This window comes from Streptomyces sp. NTD91, from assembly GCF_059510455.1.
This window is the reverse complement of sequence record NZ_JCAJZW010000034.1, coordinates 34,480-54,668: the sequence shown is the minus strand read 5'-3', so window position 1 is coordinate 54,668 and position 20,189 is coordinate 34,480. Positions and strand designations below refer to the sequence as shown.

At 75.6% G+C, this 20,189-nt stretch carries 1 protein-coding gene; it reads left to right on the top strand.

Annotated elements, in window-relative coordinates; translation table 11 throughout:
* Positions 1-20,121 carry a non-ribosomal peptide synthase/polyketide synthase gene (locus tag AC5WRT_RS28480; RefSeq protein WP_496100738.1) on the top strand — a complete coding sequence of 6,707 codons (20,121 nt, stop codon included), beginning with the start codon at positions 1-3 and terminating at the stop codon, positions 20,119-20,121.
* Positions 20,122-20,189: the final 68 nt, after the last annotated feature.

Here is a 20,189-nt window from a genome sequence, read left to right as displayed (position 1 = left end):
ATGACGTCTTCGCACCCCGCGAACCCCTCCGGTTCCCCGCAGCCCTCCAGGCGGGACCGGGCCCAGGCGCTGCCCGAGGAGATGCGGGAGGCTCTGCGCCGACGCCTGGCCGGACGGGCCGGTGCCCTCCCAGGGGCGGCGCGCGGGATCCCGCGCGCCGACCGCGACCGTCCGTTGCCGCTCTCCTTCGCCCAGCAGCGCCTGTGGTTCCTGGACCGGCTGCACCCCGGCGACGCCCGCTACAACAGCGCCGTCGCACTGCGGCTCACCGGCGAGCTGGACCGGGCGGCGCTGGAGGCCGCCCTTACCACCGTCGTGGGCCGCCACGAGGCGCTGCGCACCACCTTCGACGAGGCCGACGGACGGCCCGTGCAGTCCGTGCGCCCGGCCGGACCGGTGCCGCTGACCGTGCTGGAACCGGACGACGTCGACGCCGCCCTGCTCAGCGAGTACTCCCGCCCCTTCGACCTGCGCCAGGGCCCCCTGGTGCGCGCGGTGCTGCTGCGGGAGCCGGCGACCTCCCACGTGCTGCTGCTGACGGCACATCACATCGTCACGGACGGCTGGTCGATGAGCATCGTCCTGGACGAACTGTGCACCGCCTACGACGCCCTCGCCCGGGGCGCCGCACCCGATCTGCCGCCGGTGCCCGCGCAGTACCCGGACTTCGCGGTGTGGCAGCGCGAGCAGCTGTCCGGCACCCGACTGGAGCGCCATCTCGCCCACTGGGGGGAACAGTTGGCGAACGCCGTGGCACCCGAACTGCCGCTGGACGGGCCGCGGCGCGGCGAGGAGGCCGGGGCCGGCGCCGTCCACACCTTCACGGTCCCCGCCTCGCTCACCGCCCGGCTGCGCGACCTCGCGAGAGAACAGCACACCACCCTCTTCACGGCCCTCGTCGCCGGCACCCAGGCCCTGCTGGCCCGCTGGTCCGGCCAGGACGACATCAGCGTCGGCTCCCTGACCCCCGGCCGGTCCCGCACCGAGCTGGAGCGGGCCGTCGGCTTCTTCGTCAACACGGTCGTGCTGCGCACCCCGGTGCCGGCCTCCGGCTCCTTCCGCGACCTGCTGACGCGGGCGGCCGCAACCGTCAACGACGCCTTCGCACACGGCGACACGCCCTTCGAGCGGATCGTGGAGGTGGCCGGCGCACCCCGCGAGGCGGGCCGCAACCCGCTGTTCGACGTGATGGTCCTGCTCCATCCCGACCCGCCCGCCGCCACCGCCCCGCACGGGCTCGCCACCGCGCCGGTCGCCGTGCCCCGGCAGACGGCCACCTTCGATCTGAGCGTCGAGTTCGTCCCCGACGGCGACGGCCTGACCGGCCTGCTGGAGTACCGCACCGACCTGTTCGGCCCGGCGACGGCCGCGCGCATGGCCGGGCAGCTGCTGCGACTGCTGGAGAGCGCCGCCGGAGAACCGGACCGGCCGCTCGGCACCCTGCCCCTGCTCTGCGAACGGGAGGCCCGGCAGGTCACGCGCGACTGGAACGCCACCGCGCGGCCGGTCGGGGACACCACCTGGCCCGATCTCTTCGAGCGCCGGGCGGCCCTGACACCCGACGCGCTCGCCCTGGTCGCCGGCCGTGAACGCCTCGACTACGCCACGCTCAACGCCCGCGCCAACCGGCTCGCCCACCACCTCATCGCCCGCGGCGCCGGTCCCGAACGGCTCGTCGCACTGCGGCTGCCACGCACCGCCGACATGATCGTCGCGATGCTCGCCGTCTGGAAGTCCGGCGCCGGCCATCTGCCCCTGGACCCGGCCCTGCCCGAGGAACGCGTCCGCCATCTCCTGCAGGACGCCCGTCCGGCCCTCGTCCTGGACGAGGCCGCACTGCGGGACATACCCGCCGAGGGCCCGGACGGCGACCCCACGGACGCCGACCGCCGCGCCCCGCTGCACCCGCGGAACACCGCGTACGTCATCTTCACCTCTGGCTCCAGCGGCCGTCCCAAGGGCGTCGCCGTCGAGCACCGCTCGGCCGTCAACCTGCTGGCCGCCCACCGCACCGGGTTCGTCGCCGACGCGGGCGGCGGCCCGCTGCGGGTCGCGCTCACCGCGTCCTTCTCCTTCGACACCTCCCTCGAGGGCGTGCTGCTGATGGCCGACGGCCACCCGCTGCACCTCGTGGACGAGACGACCCGGACGGACCCGGCCGCCCTGGTCGAGTACGTCGTGGAGCACCGCGTCGACTTCCTCGACGTGACCCCCTCCTATCTGCGGCAGCTGCTGCCCGCCGGGCTCCTCGCCGACCCCCGCCACCACCCGCGGGTGCTGATGCTCGGCGGAGAGGCGGCCGGCCCGGCGCTCTGGCGCGAACTGGCCGCACACCCCGGCGTGGCCGCGTACAACTTCTACGGTCCCACCGAGTGCACGGTGGACGCGCTGTCCTGCCGCATCGAGGGCGAGAGCCGTCCGCTGGTGGGCCGCCCCCTGCCCAACGTACGGGCCTACGTCCTCGACGACCGGCTCCGGCCGGTGCCGCCCGGTGTCGGCGGCGAGCTGTACCTGGCCGGCGAGCAGCTGGCCCGGGGCTACACCCACCGGCCGGCCCTGACCGCGGCCCGCTTCCTGCCGGACCCCTACGGGCCGCCCGGCACCCGCATGTACCGCACCGGCGACCTGGCCCGCTGGACGGCGGACGGCCGCATCGACTACCTCGGACGCGCGGACGACCAGGTCAAGGTGCGCGGCCACCGCATCGAGCCCGGGGAGATCGAGGCGGCCCTGCTCGACCTGCCCGGGGTCGGGGCGGCCGCGGTCGCCGCCGTACCGGACCGGCACGGTCACACGCGCCTGGCCGCCTACGTGGTCCCGGCGCCCGGCGCGTCCCGGCCCGCCCCGGCCGACCTGCGGGCGGGCCTGCGGTCCGTCCTGCCCGACCACATGGTGCCCTCCTCCTTCACCGCGCTCGACACGCTGCCGCTGACCACCAGTGGCAAACTGGACCGCCGCGCCCTGCCCGCCCCGGACTTCGAAGGCGCCGAGCGTGAAAACGAGTTCGTCGCCCCGCGCACCCCCGCCGAGAAGACCCTGGCCGGCATCTGGGCCGAGGTGCTGGGCGTGACCAGGGTGGGTGTCACCGACAACTTCTTCGAGCTCGGCGGCGACTCGATCCTGAGCATCCAGGCTGTCTCGCGCGCCCGCGCCGCCGGGCTGCACCTCGCCTCCCAGGACGTCTTCCGCCATCAGACGATCGCCGACCTGGCCGCGGCGTCGGCCCGCCGCACCACCCCCGTACCCGCGCCCCGGCGACCGTACGACGACGGGCCCGCACCCCTGACGCCCGTCCAGGAGTGGTTCCTCGCCACACACGGCCCGCTGAGGCACTTCAGCATGTCGATGCTGCTCGACCTGCCCCGCGACCTCGACGAACGAGCGCTGGAACGGGCGCTGCAGGCCGTCGTCGCCGGGCACCCGGCGCTGCGCACCCGGTTCACCCGCACCGAGGACTCCTGGCGACAGCAGCCGGCCGCGGCGACCGCCACCGGACTGCTGACCCGGACCGTCCCGGACGCCACGCCCGCCGAGGCCGCCGACGCCGCGCGCGCGGCCCTGGACCCGGCCACGGGGGCTTTGCTGCGCGCCGTCCTGCTGCCCCGGGCCGACCGGCCCCGACTGTTCCTGACGGCCCATCACCTCGCCGTCGACAGTGTGTCCTGGCGTGTGCTGCTCACCGACCTGAAACGCGCCTACCGGCAGATCGCGGCCGGCGAGGACCCGCGACTGGAGCCCGAGCAGACCCCGTTCACGGACTGGTCGCGCGGGCTGGCCGAGCGGGTACGGGCCGGCGAGCTGGACGACGACCTGCCGTACTGGACGGCCGAGGCCGCACGGCCACGCACCCCGCTGCCCGTGGACCTGCCCGGCACCCCGCTCGCCGGAACGGTGCGCACCGTGCGCACCCGCGTCGACCGCGCCGTCACCGAGGCCCTGCTGCGCCGGGTGCCGGGCGTGTACCGCACCCAGGTGAACGACGTGCTGCTGAGCGCGCTGAGCCGGGTGCTGGCCGACTGGACGGGCACCGAGCGGGTGACCGTCGCCCTGGAGGGCCACGGCCGCGAGGAGGACCTGGTCGCGGGCGCCGATCTGTCCCGGACGGTCGGCTGGTTCACCACCCAGTACCCGGTCACCCTCACCCCGGCGGAACCGGCCGACTGGGGCGCCACCCTCAAGGCCGTCAAGGAGCAGCTGCGGGCCGTGCCCCGCCGCGGCCTCGGCCACCAGGCCCTGGCCCACCTCGGCTCACCCCGGCCCGAGGTCCGCGCCCTGCGCGACCTGCCGCTGCCCGGCGTCTGCTTCACCTACCACGGGCAGTGGGAGACCTCCGCCGACCGGGACTTCGCACCCACCGCCGACGTACCCGGCCGGGACACGGACCCCGGTGAACCGCTGGACCACCTGCTGGACGTCTCCGCCGCGGTGACCGACGGCGAACTGGAGATCACCTGGCACTACAGCGACCAGGTGCACCGGCCGGAGACGGTGCGCTCGCTCGCCGACGCCATGGTCCGGGCGCTCACCGCCGTCACCGAGCACTGCGCCCGCCCGGACGCCGGCGGCCGTACGCCCTCCGACTTCCCGCTGGCCAGGCTGGACCAGGCGGCGCTGGACCGTCTCGTCGGCGACGGACGGGACGTGGAGGACCTGCTGCCGCTCACCCCGCTCCAGGAGGGCATGCTCTTCCACCGCCTGGTCGGGGGACCGGACGACGTGTACGTCGACCAGGCCGCGCTCCTGCTCGAGGGCGTCACCGACCCGGACGCACTGGCCGTGGCCTGGCAGCGGGTCGCCGACCGCACCCCCGCCCTGCGCACCTCGGTGGTGTGGGAGGACGTGCCCGCGCCCCTCCAGATCGTCCGCCGGAAAGTGCGGCTCCCCGTCGAGCAGGTGGACTGGCGCGCAGTGCCACCCGAGGAACGGGCGGAGCGGCTCGGGCGGCTGCGCGCCGACGACCTCGCGCGCGGCCTGGACCTCGGCACCGCGCCGCTGATGCGGCTCACCCTCGTCCGCCTGCCCGACGCCCGCGTGCACCTGCTGTGGACCTCGCACCACCTGGTCCTCGACGGCTGGAGCCTGGCCCAGGTGCTCACCGAGGTCTTCGAGGAGTACGCCGCGCTCACCTCCGGCACCGTGTCGCGGCCCGTGGTGCGACGGCCCTTCGGCGACTACGTCCGCTGGCTGGCCGGCCAGGACACCGCCGGCGCCCGCGCGTACTGGCGCCGCGTCCTCGACGGCTTCGCCACGCCCACCCCGCTGCCCGCCGACCGGGTCCGCCGGCTCGGACACGAGAGCCGCTCGGCCGGTGTGCACGCGGCGGCACTGCCGGAGCAGGTGTCCGCGCGGCTCGCCCGCACCGCCCGGACCGCCGGGCTGACGCTCGGCACCGTGGTGCAGGGCGCCTGGGCACTGCTGCTGTCGCGGTACAGCGCCGAGCCGGACGTGCTGTTCGGGACCACGGTCTCCGGCCGTCCCGACGACCTGCCCGGCGTGGAATCGATGGTCGGCATGTTCATCAACACCCTGCCGACGCGCGTCCGGGTGGACGGCCGCCGCAACGCCACAGCCTGGCTGCGCGAGTTGCAGGAGGCACAGGCGCAGGCGCGCCGGTTCGCCGCCGTGTCGCTCGCCGAGCTGACCGGGCTGAGCGACGTGCCCGCCGGAACAGCGCTGTTCGACAGCATGGTCGCCTTCGAGAACTACCCCTTCGACGAGGCGGGCGCCGCCGGCTCGGGCATCCGCCTGGCCGAGGTCTCCTCGACGGATGCCACCAACTACCCGCTCGTGCTGCGGGCCCACCAGGGTGAACGCCTCGGCTTCGACCTCGCCTTCGACCCCGGGCTGTTCGACCCCGCCACCGTACGCACCCTGGCGCACCGGCTGTGCCTGCTGCTGACCGGCCTGGCCGACGACCCGGACCGCCCGCTCGCCCACCTGCCCTGGACCACCGCCGACGAGGACCGGCACATGCTGCGGGACTGGAACGGCACCGAGCGGGGCCGCCCGGCCGGCACCCTGGTCGACCTCTTCGAGGCACAAGCCGCCCGCACCCCGCACGCCGAGGCCGTCACCTGCGGCGACGACCGTCTCGACTACGCCGGCCTGGACGCCCGGGCCGGCCGGCTGGCCCACCGGCTCACCGAACTGGGCGCCGGACGCGAGCGGTTCGTGGCCCTCGCGCTGCCCCGCTCCACCGACCTGGTCGTGGCCGTCCTCGCCGTCCTGAAGACCGGCGCCGCCTACCTGCCGATCGACCCGAGGCTGCCCGCCGAACGCGTCGCCCGTCTGATCGCCGACGCGGCGCCGGTCGCGCTGGTGACCACCTCCGACGCCGTGCCCGCCACGACCGTGCCGCTGTTGCGTCTGGACGACCCCGACGTGCGCGCCGACCTCGCCCGGCGCCCGGGCGGCCCCCCGGCGGACCCCGCCCGCCGCCCGCTGCCCGAGAACGCCGCCTACGCCATCTACACCTCCGGCTCCACCGGCCGTCCCAAGGGCGTCGTCGTTCCGCACGCCAACGTGGTCCGGCTGTTCACACGCACCGCGCACTGGTTCGGCTTCGGCGCCGACGACGTGTGGCCGCTGTTCCACTCCTATGCCTTCGACTTCTCGGTGTGGGAGCTGTGGGGACCGCTGCTGCACGGCGGCCGGCTCGTCGTCGTCCCCGGCGACACCGCCCGCTCCCCGGAGGACTTCCTGCGCCTGCTCGCCGACGAGCGGGTCACCGTCCTCAACCAGACGCCGTCCGCGTTCTACCCGCTGATCCGTGCCGACGCCGAACACCCGGACACCGGTGACCGGTTGGCCCTGCGCACCGTGATCTTCGGTGGCGAGGCCCTGGACGTGTCCCGGCTCGCCCCCTGGTACGACCGCCACCCGGACACCGCACCCCGTCTGGTGAACATGTACGGCATCACCGAGACCACCGTGCACGTCACCCACGCCCCGCTGGACCGCGCCACCACCCGCACCGGCGGCTCCGGTCCCCTCGGCGCAGGCATTCCCGACCTGCGCGTCTACGTCCTCGACGACGCTCTCAGGCCCGTACCGCCCGGCGCCGTGGGCGAGATGTACGTGGCGGGGGAGGGTCTGGCGCGCGGATACCTGGGCCGGCCCGGCCTGACCGCCGGCCGCTTCCTCGCCGACCCGTACGGGCCGCCCGGCACCCGCATGTACCGCAGCGGCGACCGGGCCCGCCGGCGGGCCGACGGCACCCTGGAGTACCTGGGCCGGGCCGACCAGCAGCTGAAGGTCCGCGGCTACCGCATCGAGCCCGGCGAGATCGAGGCCGCCCTGCACACCCACCCGGGCGTGGGTGCCGCCACCGTCGGTGTGCACGAGGACTCCTCGGGCACCCGGCGCCTGGTGGCCCACGTCGTCGGCACCGGCACCGGCGAGCGCGCCACGCCGCCCCCGACCGCGGCCGAACTCCGTTCGCACCTGGAGCGGTTGCTGCCCGCGCACATGGTGCCCGCCGCCTACGTGCCGATGCCGGCGCTGCCGCTCACCGCCAACGGCAAGCTGGACCGGCGGGCCCTGCCGGCGCCGGGCCCCGACGGGTTCGCCACCGGTGGCCGGCGCACCGCGCCGCGCACCCGCGCCGAACGCCTCGTCGCCGCCGCGTGGGCGGACGTCCTGGACACCCACGAGATGGGTGCCGGGGACAGCTTCTTCGCCCTCGGCGGGGACTCCCTGCTCGCCGTGCGGGTGGCCTCCCGGCTGCGCGCCGCCTTCGGCCGGCACGTCTCGCCGCGGCTGCTGTTCGCCCACCCCGTCCTGGCGGACCTCGCGGCGGCCCTCGGCGACCCGCCCGCCGAACCCGCCGCCCGGGAGGACGTCGTCCCGGCCACCGGCACGGACACGCCGGCCCCGCTGTCGTACGCCCAGCAACGCCTGTGGTTCCTCGACCGGTTCGAGCCGGGCACCACCGAGTACACGACCCTGTCCGTGCTGCGCCTGCGAGGCCCGCTCGACGTGCCCGCCCTGCGGACGGCACTGGACGGTCTGGTCGCCCGGCACGAGTCCCTGCGCACGACGTTCGCCGAACGCGACGGACAGGCGCGGCAGATCGTCCACCCCCCGACCCCGGTGGACCTCCCCGTGACGGAGACGGCCGGCCGCGCCGGCCTGGACGCCCTCCTGGACCGCGAGGCCGCCACGCCCTTCGACCTGGCCGCCGGCCCCCTGCTGCGTGCCCGCCTGGCCCGCCTCGCCCCCGAGGAGCACGTCCTCGTCCTGGCCCTGCACCACATCGTCACCGACGGCTGGTCCCTGGGCGTGCTGGGCCGCGACCTGGGCGAACTGTACACGGCGGCCCGCGAGCACCGTGCACCGGAGCTGCCCGCCCTGCCCGTCCGCTACGCCGACCACGCCGCCTGGCAGCGCACGCGCACCGAGCGCGCCGAGGCCGACCTCGCGCACTGGCGACGGGTGCTGGAAGGAGTCACCCCGCTTCAGCTGCCCACCGACCGGCCCCGACCGGCCGTCCGCACCCGCGAGGGCGCCCTGGTCACCTTCACCCTGGCCCCGGCGCTCACCGCCCGGCTGGCCGAGCGGGGCCGGGAGGCCGGCGCAACCCTCTACATGACCCTGGTGGCCGCCTGCCAGCTGCTGCTCGCCCGCTGGGCCGGCCAGGAGGACCTGACCGTCGGTACGGTCACCGCCGGCCGGGAGCGACCCGAACTGCACGACATCGTCGGCATGTTCGTCAACACGTTGGTGCTGCGCTCCCGGGTGCGTCCCGACCTGTCGTTCCGTGAGCTGCTGGCGCAGGTGCGCGAAACCGTCCTGGACGCCTTCGCGCACCAGGAGGTGCCCTTCGAGCGGGTGGTGGACGCCCTCCAGCCGGCGCGGGACACCAGCCGGACCCCGCTGTTCCAGGTGATGGTGGCGCTGCACAACCTGGGCGCCGAGGTACCCCGCCTGCCCGGCCTGGAGGTGGAGCCGGTGACCCCGCCGGTCCGCAACGCCACCTTCGACCTCGCCTTCGACTTCGTCGAACGGGACGGCGGCCTCACCGCCCACCTGGAGTACAGCACCGGCCTGTTCGACGCGGAGACCGCCGGGCGCCTGGCGGCCCGGCTGCGGATCCTGCCGGAGGGCGTGGCCGAGGATCCGGAACGCGCCGTAGGCGACCTGCCGCTGATGACCGACGCCGAACGCCGGCAGGTGCTCCGGCGGGGCGAGGGCCCGAGACTGCCCCGTCCGGACCTCACCTTCCCCGCCCTGTTCGAGACGCAGGCCGCGCGCACCCCGCACGACACCGCCCTCGTCGCCCGCGACGCCACCCTCGACTTCACCGCGCTGAACGAACGGGCCAACCGGCTCGCCCACCACCTCGTGGAGCTCGGTGCCGGACCGGAACGCGTGGTCGCGGTGCGGCTGCCACGCACCTGCGACCTCGTGACAGCGCTGCTCGCGGTCCTCAAGTCGGGCGCGACCCTGCTCTGCCTCGACCCGGAACTCCCGGCCGCGCGGGTCGAGTTCCTGTTCGAGGACGCCCGGCCGCACACCGTGCTGACCGACCTGGGCGCGGTCCCCTGGGACCGGCTGCCGGCCCACGACCCCACCGACGCCGACCGCGTCCGCCCGCTGCTGCCGGCGCACACGGCCTACATCGTCTACACCTCCGGCTCCACCGGCCGCCCCAAGGGCGTCGCCGTCGAGCACCGCCAACTGGTCAACCTCTGCCTCGACCACCGCGACCACCTGCTCGCACCGCACACCGGCGACGGACGCCGGCTGCGGGCCGCGCTGAGCGCGTCCTTCTCCTTCGACACATCCTGGGAGGGGCCGCTGCTGCTCGCCCTCGGCCACGAGGTGCATCTCGTCGGCGAGGACGTACGCCTGGACCCGGAGGCGTTCTGCGCCCAGGTCGCCGAACACCGCCTGGACCTGGTGAACGTCACGCCGTCCTTCCTGCGGGAACTCACCTCCGCCGGCCTGCTCGCGCCCGGTCGGCACCACCCGGGCCTGCTGCTCGTCGGCGGCGAGGCCGTCCCGCCCGCGACCTGGCGTGAACTGGCGGCGGTCCACCGGGTCCTGGGGATCACCGCCTACAACATGTACGGCCCGACCGAGTGCACGGTCGACGCCGTCTACGGCCGGCCGGCCGACCACCCCGACGCCCCCGTCATCGGCCGCCCCGGCGGCAACCTGCGGGCCTACGTCCTCGACGGCGCCCTGCGCCCGGTGCCGCCCGGCGTGCCCGGCGAGCTGTACCTGGCCGGCGACCAGGTGGCCCGCGGCTATCCGAACCGCCCGGGCCTGACCGCCGCCCGCTTCCCGGCCGACCCGTTCGGCGCGCCGGGGGAGCGGATGTACCGCACCGGCGACCGGGGCCGCTGGGACCGGGACGGGCTGCTCGAGTTCCTCGGCCGCGCCGACGACCAGGTCAAGATCCGGGGCTTTCGCATCGAGCCCGGCGAGGTGGAGGCCGCGCTCCTCGCGCACCCGGACGTGGCGGACGCCGCCGTGGCCGCGCGCGAGCACGCGGGCCGTACGATGCTCGTCGGGTACGTGGTGCCGGCGGGCGAGCGCGTCCCGGCCGGGGACGAGCTGCGCGTCGCGCTGCGCCGCACCCTGCCCGACCACATGGTTCCCGCCGCCTTCGTCCCGCTCGCCCGCATCCCGCGCACCACCAGCGGCAAGACCGACCGGCGCGCGCTGCCCGCCCCGCCCGACGGGCCCGACACCGCCACCCCGTACGTCGCCCCCCGGCCCGGCACCGAGGAACGCCTCGCCGCGATCTGGGCCGAGGTGCTCGGTGTCGAACGGGTGGGTGCACGGGACAACTTCTTCTCGCTCGGCGGCGACTCCATCCTCAGCATCCAGATCGTCGCCCGCGCCCGTCAGGCCGGCCTCGGCCTCACCACCAAGGACGTCTTCCGGCACCAGACCGTGGCCGAACTCGCGTCGGCCGCGGGCCGGCCGGAGCCGGCCCTCACAGCCGAGGACGACCTCCCGCCCGCCGAGGCCCCGCTCACCCCCATCCAGCACTGGTTCCTGGACGGCCGCGACCCCGCCGGGCCCCTCCGCTTCACCATGACCCAGCGGCTGGAACTGGCCCCGGGCACCGACCCGTCCGCACTGGGCCGGGCGGTGGACGCCGTCGTACGCCGTCACGCGGCCCTGCGCACGAGGTTCCGCCACACGGGCGCCGGGTGGCTCCAGGAGGTGCTGGACGAGGCGCCGGATCCCGTCCTCACCCGGTACGACGCGACCGGGCTCGACGGCACCGCACGGGAGGCGGAGGCACAGCGACTGACCCTGGAGGCGCAGGCCGCGCTCGATCCCACCGCCGGCCGGGTCGTCCGCGTCCTGCTCCTGGACCCCGGCCCGGACGCGCCCGCCCAACTCGTCGTCACCGCCCACCACCTGGTGATCGACGGCGTGTCCTGGCGCATCCTGCTGGCGGACCTGCGGGCCGGGTACCGGGCGGCAGCGGCCGGACAGCCGGTCGAACTGCCGCCCGCCGGCACCTCCCACGGCCGCTGGGCCGAGCGGCTCGCCGCGCACACGCGGGCCGGCGCCCTGGACGGCGACCTGCCGTACTGGACACGGATCTGCGCGGCCGAGGCCGCGGCGCCACCCGCCGGACGGCCCGGGCGCAACACCCACGGCGCCGCCGCCACCGTCACCGTGGCGCTGGACGCGGAGACGACCGGCGCCCTGCTCCGGCAGGTACCCGAGGCCTACCGCACCCGGGTCAACGACGTCCTTCTCAGCGCCCTGGGCCGCACCCTGGCCCGCTGGTGCGGCGGTGACACCGTGCTGCTCGGCGTGGAGGGCCACGGCCGTGAGGACCTCTTCGCGGACCTGGACCTGTCGCGGACGGTGGGCTGGTTCACCGCCGAGTTCCCCCTCGCCCTGCGCGTGGACCCGGCGGCCGGCTGGCACGACACGCTGCGCTCGGTCAAGGAACAACTGCGCGAGATCCCGCTGCACGGCCTGAGCTACGGCGCCCTGCGCCACCTCGTGCCCGGCAGCCCGCTGATCGGCACCCCGGTCCCGCAGGTGGGCTTCAACTACCACGGACAGTGGGACGCCGACGGCGGTGACGGCCTCTACCGGGCGGCCCTGCCCCCGTCCGGCCGTGACACCGGCCCCGACGAGCCCCGCGCCCATCTGCTGGACGTCACCGGCGTGGTCCAGCACGGGCGGCTCGAACTGGGCTGGACCTACCCGTCCGAGATCTACGACCAGGACACCGTCCGCGGCCTGGCCGAGGAGACCCTCGCGGCCCTGCGTGACATCGTGGCGCACTGCGTCCGCCCCGGCGCCGGCGGCCGGACGCCGTCCGACTTCCCCCTGGCCGGCCTCGCCCAGGACGTGCTGGACGCGCTCGTCGGAGACGGCCGGGACGTCGAGGACGTCCTGCCGCTCACCCCGCTCCAGTCCGGCATGCTCTTCCACGGGCTCGTCGACACCGAGGGCGCCTACTTCGACCGGACCGCCGTACGGCTGTCCGGGGTGGCCGACCCGCGCGCCTTCGCCGAGGCCTGGCAGCAGGTCGCCGACCGCACCCCCGCGCTGCGCACCAGCGTGCACTGGGCAGGCCTGCCGCATCCGGTCCAGGTGGTCCACCGGCGGGCCGAGCTGCCCGTCACCCACCTCGACTGGCGCCACCTGGACGCCGCGCAACAGGAGCGCGAGACCGAACGGCTGCTCGACGCCGACCGCGCCGCCGGCCTCGGCCTCACCACCGCACCGCTCACCCGCCTCACCCTGGCCGCCCTGCCCGGCGACGAGGTGCTGCTGCTGTGGTCCACCCACCACATCGCGCTCGACGGCTGGAGCACCGGCCGGCTGCTCACCGAGGTGTGCGAGCGGTACGCGGCGCTCACCGGCGGCCCGGGCACCGCACCTGCGGCGCGGCGCCCGTTCGCCGACTTCCTGCGCTGGCTGCGCGAGCAGGACGAGACGGCCGCCGAACGGCACTGGGCGAACTCCCTCGCCGGCTTCACCGCCCGCACCCCGCTGCCGTACGACCGCACGCCCACCGAGGCGCATCGCGCCCGCTCCGCCGCGGCCGTCCATCACGCACTCGACGTGGAGGTGTCGCGACGGCTGAGGGAGAGCGCCGCCCGCGCCCGGCTCACCGTCAACACCGTGGTCGAGGGCGCCTGGGCACTGCTGCTGGCCCGCTCCTCGGGTCGTGAGGACGTGGTCTTCGGCACCACGGTCTCCGGCCGCCCGGCCGAACTGCCCGGTGTGGAGGACATGATCGGCATGTTCATCAACACCGTGCCGACCCGGGTCGGCGTCCCCGAGGGCGCTGTCCTGCCGTGGCTGCGCGACCTGCAGGAGCGGCAGACCGACGCGCGGCGCTTCCACTTCCTCGCGCTGTCCCGGATCCACGCCGTGTCCGAAGTGCCTCCCGGTGAGGCCCTGTTCGACAGCATGGTGGTGTTCGAGAACTACCCGGTCGACGAGGCGGCCACGGCCCGCACCGGCGTTCAGGTGACTCACGTACGCGCCGACGACGCCACCACCTTCCCGTGGTGCCTGCGCGCCCACCTCACCGAACGCCTCGGTTTCGACCTGGCCTACGATCCCGCGCTGTTCGACCGCGACACGGCGGAGCGCGCCGCGGGCCGCCTGGCCGTCCTGCTCACCGCCCTCGCCGACGGCCTCGACGGCACCGTGAGCGGCCTCGACCCGCTCACCCCGGCCGACCGAGGGCTGCTGGCGTCCTGGAACACCACCGCCCGTCCGGCGGACCCGCGCAGCCCGGTGGACCTGTTCGCCGAACAGGCCCGCCGCACCCCGGATGCGGACGCGGTGCGCGACGGCGGCCGCGGGCTCACCTTCCGCGAGCTGGCCGGCTGGGCCGGGCGGCTCGCAGCCCGGCTGCGGGCCGACGGCCTTGCCCCTGAGGACCGCGTGGCCCTGCTGATGGACCGCTCGGCCGAACTCGTCGTCGCCCAGCTCGCCGTGCTCATGGCAGGCGGCGCGTACGTGCCCGTCGACATGCGGGCCCCCGAGGAACGCCGGACGGCGCTGCTCGCTCAGGCGGGCGTGACCGTGCGGCTCACCCCGGCAGAGGTCAGCGCCGCGCGCGCCGACGGAACGAACGGCGTCACGCCGCCGACCGGCCCGGCCGGCGCCTTCGCGGAGGAACCGCGCCCACGGGCCGCCCGCGAGGCCGGCGCCTCGGACCGGCCGCATCCGCCCACCGCCCCGGCACCGGACGCGTCGGGCGACCCGTCCCCCTCCGAGGCCACCGACCCCGCCACGGGGAGCCGTGCGTCCGCCCAGGGCCCCAAAGCCGGCGCCGCGGGCGAGCCGCTGCCGGCCGACCCCGACCGGCTGGCGTACGTGATGTTCACCTCCGGCTCCACCGGCCGGCCCAAGGCGGTGGCGGTACGGCATCGCGACGTGGCGGCGCTGGCCACCGACAGCCGCTTCGCCGGCGGGACGTGCGCACGGGTGCTGCTCCACTCGCCGTCGGCGTTCGACGCCGCCACCTTCGAGGTGTGGGCGCCGCTCCTCACCGGCGGCTGCGTGGTCGTGGCGCCCGCCGGGAGCGTGGACGCGGCCCTGGTGCGGCGGCTGACCGACGAGGAGGGGCTGACGGCGCTGTGGCTGACGGCGGGGCTCTTCCGGCTGCTCGCGCAGGACGCGCCGGACTGCTTCCGGCGGCTGAGGCAGGTGTGGACCGGCGGCGACGTCGTCCCCGCCCCGGCCGTACGCCGGGTACTGGCCGCCTGCCCGGGACTGACCGTGGTGGACGGCTACGGACCGACGGAGACCACCACCTTCGCCACCTCCTTCCCGCTCGCGGACGCGACGGCGGTGCCGGACACCGTGCCCATCGGCCACCCGCTGGACGACCTGCGGATCCACGTCCTCGACGCCCGGCTGCGGCCCGTACCCCCGGGCTGCGCGGGTGAACTGTTCGTCGCAGGCGAGGGCGTGGCCCGCGGCTACCTGGGCCGTCCCGGCGACACCGCCGGCCGCTTCCTCGCCGACCCCGTCGGCCCGCCCGGCAGCCGCATGTACCGCACCGGCGACCTGGTCCGGCGACGCCCCGACGGCACCGTCGAGTTCCTCGGCCGCGCCGACGACCAGGTGAAGATCCGCGGGTTCCGGGTGGAGCCCGGCGAGGCCGAGGCCGTGCTCGCCGCCCACCCGGACGTCCAGGACGTCGCCGTGCTGGCCCGCGAGGACCGGCCGGGCGCCAAGCGGCTGGTCGCCTACGTCGTCGGCCCGGCGGGCCAGGAGCCCGAGGAACTGCGCGCCTTCGCCGGCCGCACCCTGCCTGACTACCTCGTGCCGTCCGCATTCGTGCGGCTCGACGCCCTTCCGCTCAGCGGCAACGGCAAACTGGACCGGGCCGCCCTGCCCGCTCCGGAGGTCCTCGCGGGACACGAGCACGTCGAACCGCGCACCGAGGCCGAGCGCCGCACGGCAGAGATCTTCGCGGAGGTGCTCGGCGTCGAACCCCCCGGCGTGGAGGACGACTTCTTCCAGCTGGGCGGCGACTCGATCCTCAGCATCCGGCTGGCCTCCCGGCTGGCCGAGGCCTTCACCGCCGAGCTCACCCCCCGGGAGGTGTTCACCCACACCACGCCCGCCGCCCTGGCGAGGCTGCTCGCCGACCACGCGGGCACCGGCCGCCCGGCCATCGTCCCGGTCGCCCGCGACACGGCCGCCCCGATGTCCTACGCCCAGCAACGCCTGTGGTTCCTGGAGGAGTTCGCGCCCGGCGGCGCCGAGTACATCACCGCGCTCGCCCTGCGGCTGCACGGCACCCTGAACCCCGGTGCCCTCGGCGCCGCGCTCACCGCCCTGGTGGCCCGGCACGAGTCCCTGCGCACCACCTTCGACGGCGTCGACGGCCACGGCGTCCAGATCGTCCACCCGCCGCACGACGTGCCGCTGTCCTCACGGGACCTGTCCGGGCTGCCGGTCGCCGCACGCGAGCCGGCCCTGCGGCGGCTGCTCGCCGAAGAGCGCACCCGCCCCTTCGACCTGCGCGAGGGCCCCCTGCTGCGCGCCGGTCTGGTCCGGCTCGCCGACGACCAGCACGTCCTGACCCTCACCCTGCACCACATCGTCACCGACGGCTGGTCGACCTCGCTGCTGCTGGGCGACCTCGCTCACCTCTACCGTCATGAACTGGGCCTGGAAACGGATGAGTTGCCGTCGCTTCCCGTGCAGTACGCCGACTACGCCCACTGGCAGCGTACGACCGGCGGCGCAGGCGCGGACGAGCAACTCGCCTACTGGAAAAAGCGACTGGCCGACACCGAAACCCTGGAGCTGCCCGCCGACCGGCCCCGGCCGCCGGTGCGCACCAGCAGCGGTGCCACGGCCCGGCTGGTGCTGCCCGCCCGGACCGCCCGGCGCCTGACCCGACTGGCCCGGGACCGGGGCACGACCCTGTTCACCACGCTCGTCGCCGCCGCGCAGACCTATCTGGCCCGGCTCACCGGCGGGCAGGACATCGCCGTCGGCACCGTCACCTCCGGCCGCGACCGGCCCGAGACGCAGAACCTCGTCGGGTTCTTCGTCAACACCCTGGTGCTGCGCTCCCGGGTCGACGCCGAGCGGCCGTTCAGCGCGTTCCTCACCGACGTGCGGCAGACGGTGCTGGACGCCTTCGCCCACCAGGACGTGCCGTTCGAGCGGGTGGTGGACGAGGTCCAGCCGGTCCGCGACACCAGCCGCAGCCCGCTCTTCCAGGTCATGGTCGTCCTGCAGAACACACCCCGCACGGACCTCGATCTGCCGGGCCTGGAGATCACCGACGTCGAACCCGAGTCGCAACAGGCGGCGTTCGACCTCACTCTGGAGTTCGCGCAGACCCCGTCCGGAGCCCTGCACGGCCTGATCACCTACAACACCGACCTGTTCGACACGGCCACCGCCGAGCGGATGGCCGGTCAGCTCGGCACGCTGCTGGCCGCCGTCGCCGAGGATCCCGAGCGCCCGCTGGGTGCCCTTCCGCTGGCCTCCGAGGACGAACTGGAGATTCTCCTCGACCAGGGACGCGGCACCTTCCGACCCGTGCCCGAGACGACCCTGCCGGCCCTCTTCGAGCGGCAGGCGGCCCGCACTCCGGACGCGGTCGCGCTGATCGACGGCGACCGGCAGCTGACGTACGCGGAGCTGGACCGGGCCGCCAACCGGCTGGCCCACCGGCTGATCGGGGCGGGCGTCGGGCCGGAGCGGGTGGTGGCCCTGGCGCTGCCCCGCTCGGCGGAGACGGTGGTGGCCCAGCTCGCCGTCACCAAGGCCGGTGGCGCCTTCCTCCCGGTGGACCCGAACTACCCGCCGCAGCGCAGGGCGTTCATGATCCGCGACGCGCACGCCCACCTGGTGCTCGACGATCCCGCCGGGGCCTGGGCCGCCGAGGGGCCCGACACCGCGCCCACGGACGCCGACCGCACGAGCCCGCTCAGCTGCGGCCACCCCGCCTACGTCATCCACACCTCCGGCTCCACCGGCACGCCCAAGGGTGTGGTGGTGACCCACCGGGGCCTCGCCTCCTTCGCCGCGGCCGCGGCCGGGCAGTACGCGGCGGGCCCCGGCGACCGGGTGCTGCAGTTCGCCTCCCCCAGCTTCGACGCCTCTGTGCTGGAGCTGTGCGTCTCCCTGCTCAGCGGAGCCGCCCTGGTCACCGGTGAGGAAGGACCGCTGGTCGGCGAGCGGCTGGCCGAGGTGCTCGCCGAGCGACGGGTCAGCCACACACTGATCCCGCCCGCCGCACTGGCAACCGTGCCCCCCGACACCGCCGGCGCCCTGCCCGCGCTGCGCACGCTGATCGTCGGTGCCGAGGCCTGCCCGGCCGACCTGGTCGACACCTGGGCCCCCGGCCGACGGATGATCAACTCCTACGGGCCCACCGAGGCCACCGTGGTCGCCACCTGGACCGGCCCGCTGGCCCCCGGCACGGGTGCCCCGCCCATCGGCCGGCCCGCCGCCGGGGCCCGCGTGTACGTCCTCGACGCCGACCTGCGTCCCGTACCGGCCGGCGTGAGGGGAGAGTTGTACCTCGCGGGTCCCGGACTGGCTCGTGGCTACCTGGGTCGTCCGGGGCTGACCGCCGAGCGGTTCGTCGCCGACCCGTTCGGCGCGCCGGGGGAGCGGATGTACCGCACCGGGGACCTGGTGCGGTGGAGCGCCGACGGCCTGCTCCGGTTCGCCGGGCGCGCCGACGAGCAGGTCAAACTGCGCGGCTTCCGCATCGAACCGGGCGAGATCGAGGCCGCGTTGCGCCGCAGCCCCCTGGTGCGGGACGCGGCCGTCGCCGTACGCGCCGACGCGCCGAGGGAAGGGGCTCCCGCCGGACCCGTCCGGCTCGTGGCCTACGTCGTACCGGCCGACCCGGCCGCCGGCACAGTGCCCGTCGGCGAACTGCGCGAGTACCTGGCCGGGCTGCTGCCCCCGCACATGGTGCCGTCGGTCTTCGTGCCGCTCCCTCGGCTGCCGCTCACCCCGAACGGCAAGACGGACCGGCACGCCCTGCCCGCACCGGGGCCGGGCCAGGCGGCCGACGGCCGGCGTGTCCCTCCGCGCACCGACACCGAGCGGCGCATCGCCCGGATCTGGTCCGACGTGCTCGGCATCGAGGAGATCGGCGCCGAGGACAACTTCTTCGCCCTCGGCGGCGACTCCATCCTGACCATGCAGGTCGTGTCGCGGCTGCGCCGGGACGGCCTGCACGTGGCCACCCGCGACCTGTTCACCCACCAGACGGTCGCCGAACTCGCCGGCGTGGTGCGGACCGCGCCCCGGCGGACGCAGGACGGACCGGTGACCGGCGAGGTGCCCCTCACCCCGATCCAGCAGTGGTTCCTGACCACTCCGCGCGCCGCCCACCACCACTTCAACCAGTCCGCACTGCTCGAGCTCGACGGCGTCCCGGACCAGGGGGCACTGCGCGCGGCCCTCGACGCCCTGCTGGAGCACCACGACGCCCTGCGCATGCGGTTCAGCCGCTTCGAGGGCCCGGACGGCTGGCGGCAGTTCAACCCGCCGCCCGCCGAGCGGTACGACGTCCTCGTCCATCACGACCTGTCGGGCCTGCCCGCCGAGGAGGCCGACGCGGCCATGGAGAAGGCCGCCGACGACCTGCACACCGGATTCGACCTGTCCGAGGGGCCGAAACTCCGGGCGGCCCTGTTCACCGGCGACCCGGACCGGCCCGTGTTCCTCCTGCTCGTCGCTCACCACCTGGTCGTCGACGCCGTCTCCTGGCGCATCCTGCGCGACGACCTGGAGACCGCCTACCGGCTGGCACTGCACGGCGGGCCGGTCCGGCTGGGGGAGCGGAGCACCAGCTTCCGCGACTGGGCGCGCAGACTCGCGGCACACGTCGCCGACGGCGGACTCGACCACGAACTGCCGTACTGGCAGGAGGCGGTGCAGGCCGCGCCCGCCCCGGCGGAGTCGGCGCCGGCCGGCGAGGCGGCCGGGGCCGCCGTGGTGAGCGTGGAACTCGACGAGGAGGACACCGTCGCTCTGCTGCGTTCCGCGCCGACCGCCTACCGCACCCGGGTGAACGACGTGCTGCTCACCGCGCTCGCCCTGGCACTGGCCCGCTGGACCGGACGGGACCGGGTCCGCCTGGACCTGGAGGGCCACGGCCGGGAGGAACTGTTCGACGGGGTCGACCTCTCGCGCACCGTCGGCTGGTTCACCACCGTCCATCCGGTCGCCCTGCGGGTGCCCGGCCCCGAGGACCTCGGCCCCGACCGGGACTGGCGGTCCCTGGTGAAGTCGGTGCGCCGGCAGCTGCGCGCCGTACCGGGGGGCGGCATCGGCTTCGGCGCGCTGCGCGTCTTCGGCCCGCCCGAGGTCCGCGAGCGGCTCGGCCGCGCCGCGCACAGCCAGGTGGTCTTCAACTACCTCGGCCAGTGGGACGCCCGCCCCGAGACGGCGGACGGCGGCCTGGTGCGTGCCGAGCACGGCTCCTTCGGGCAGGACCACGACCCCAGGGACCCCGGATCGCATCCCCTGGAAGTGGTGGGCGCGGTGCAGCACGGCCGCCTCGCCTTCGGCTGGCACCACCGCCCGGGCATGCACGACACGGCGGCGGTACGCCGGGTGGCGGAGGAGTTCGCCACCGCACTGCGGCACATCGCCCGACACGCCCGGGGAGGCAGGTGACGGCCTTCCGCCCGCGGTACGCCCCACCGGGACACGCGACCCGGCGGGGCCCGCGCTCGCCCCGCGCC

Coding starts and splice junctions, on each gene's coding strand:
- AC5WRT_RS28480 (WP_496100738.1), top strand. CDS start 1: ATGACGTCTTCGCACCCCGCGAACCCCTCCGGTTCCCCGCAGCCCTCC.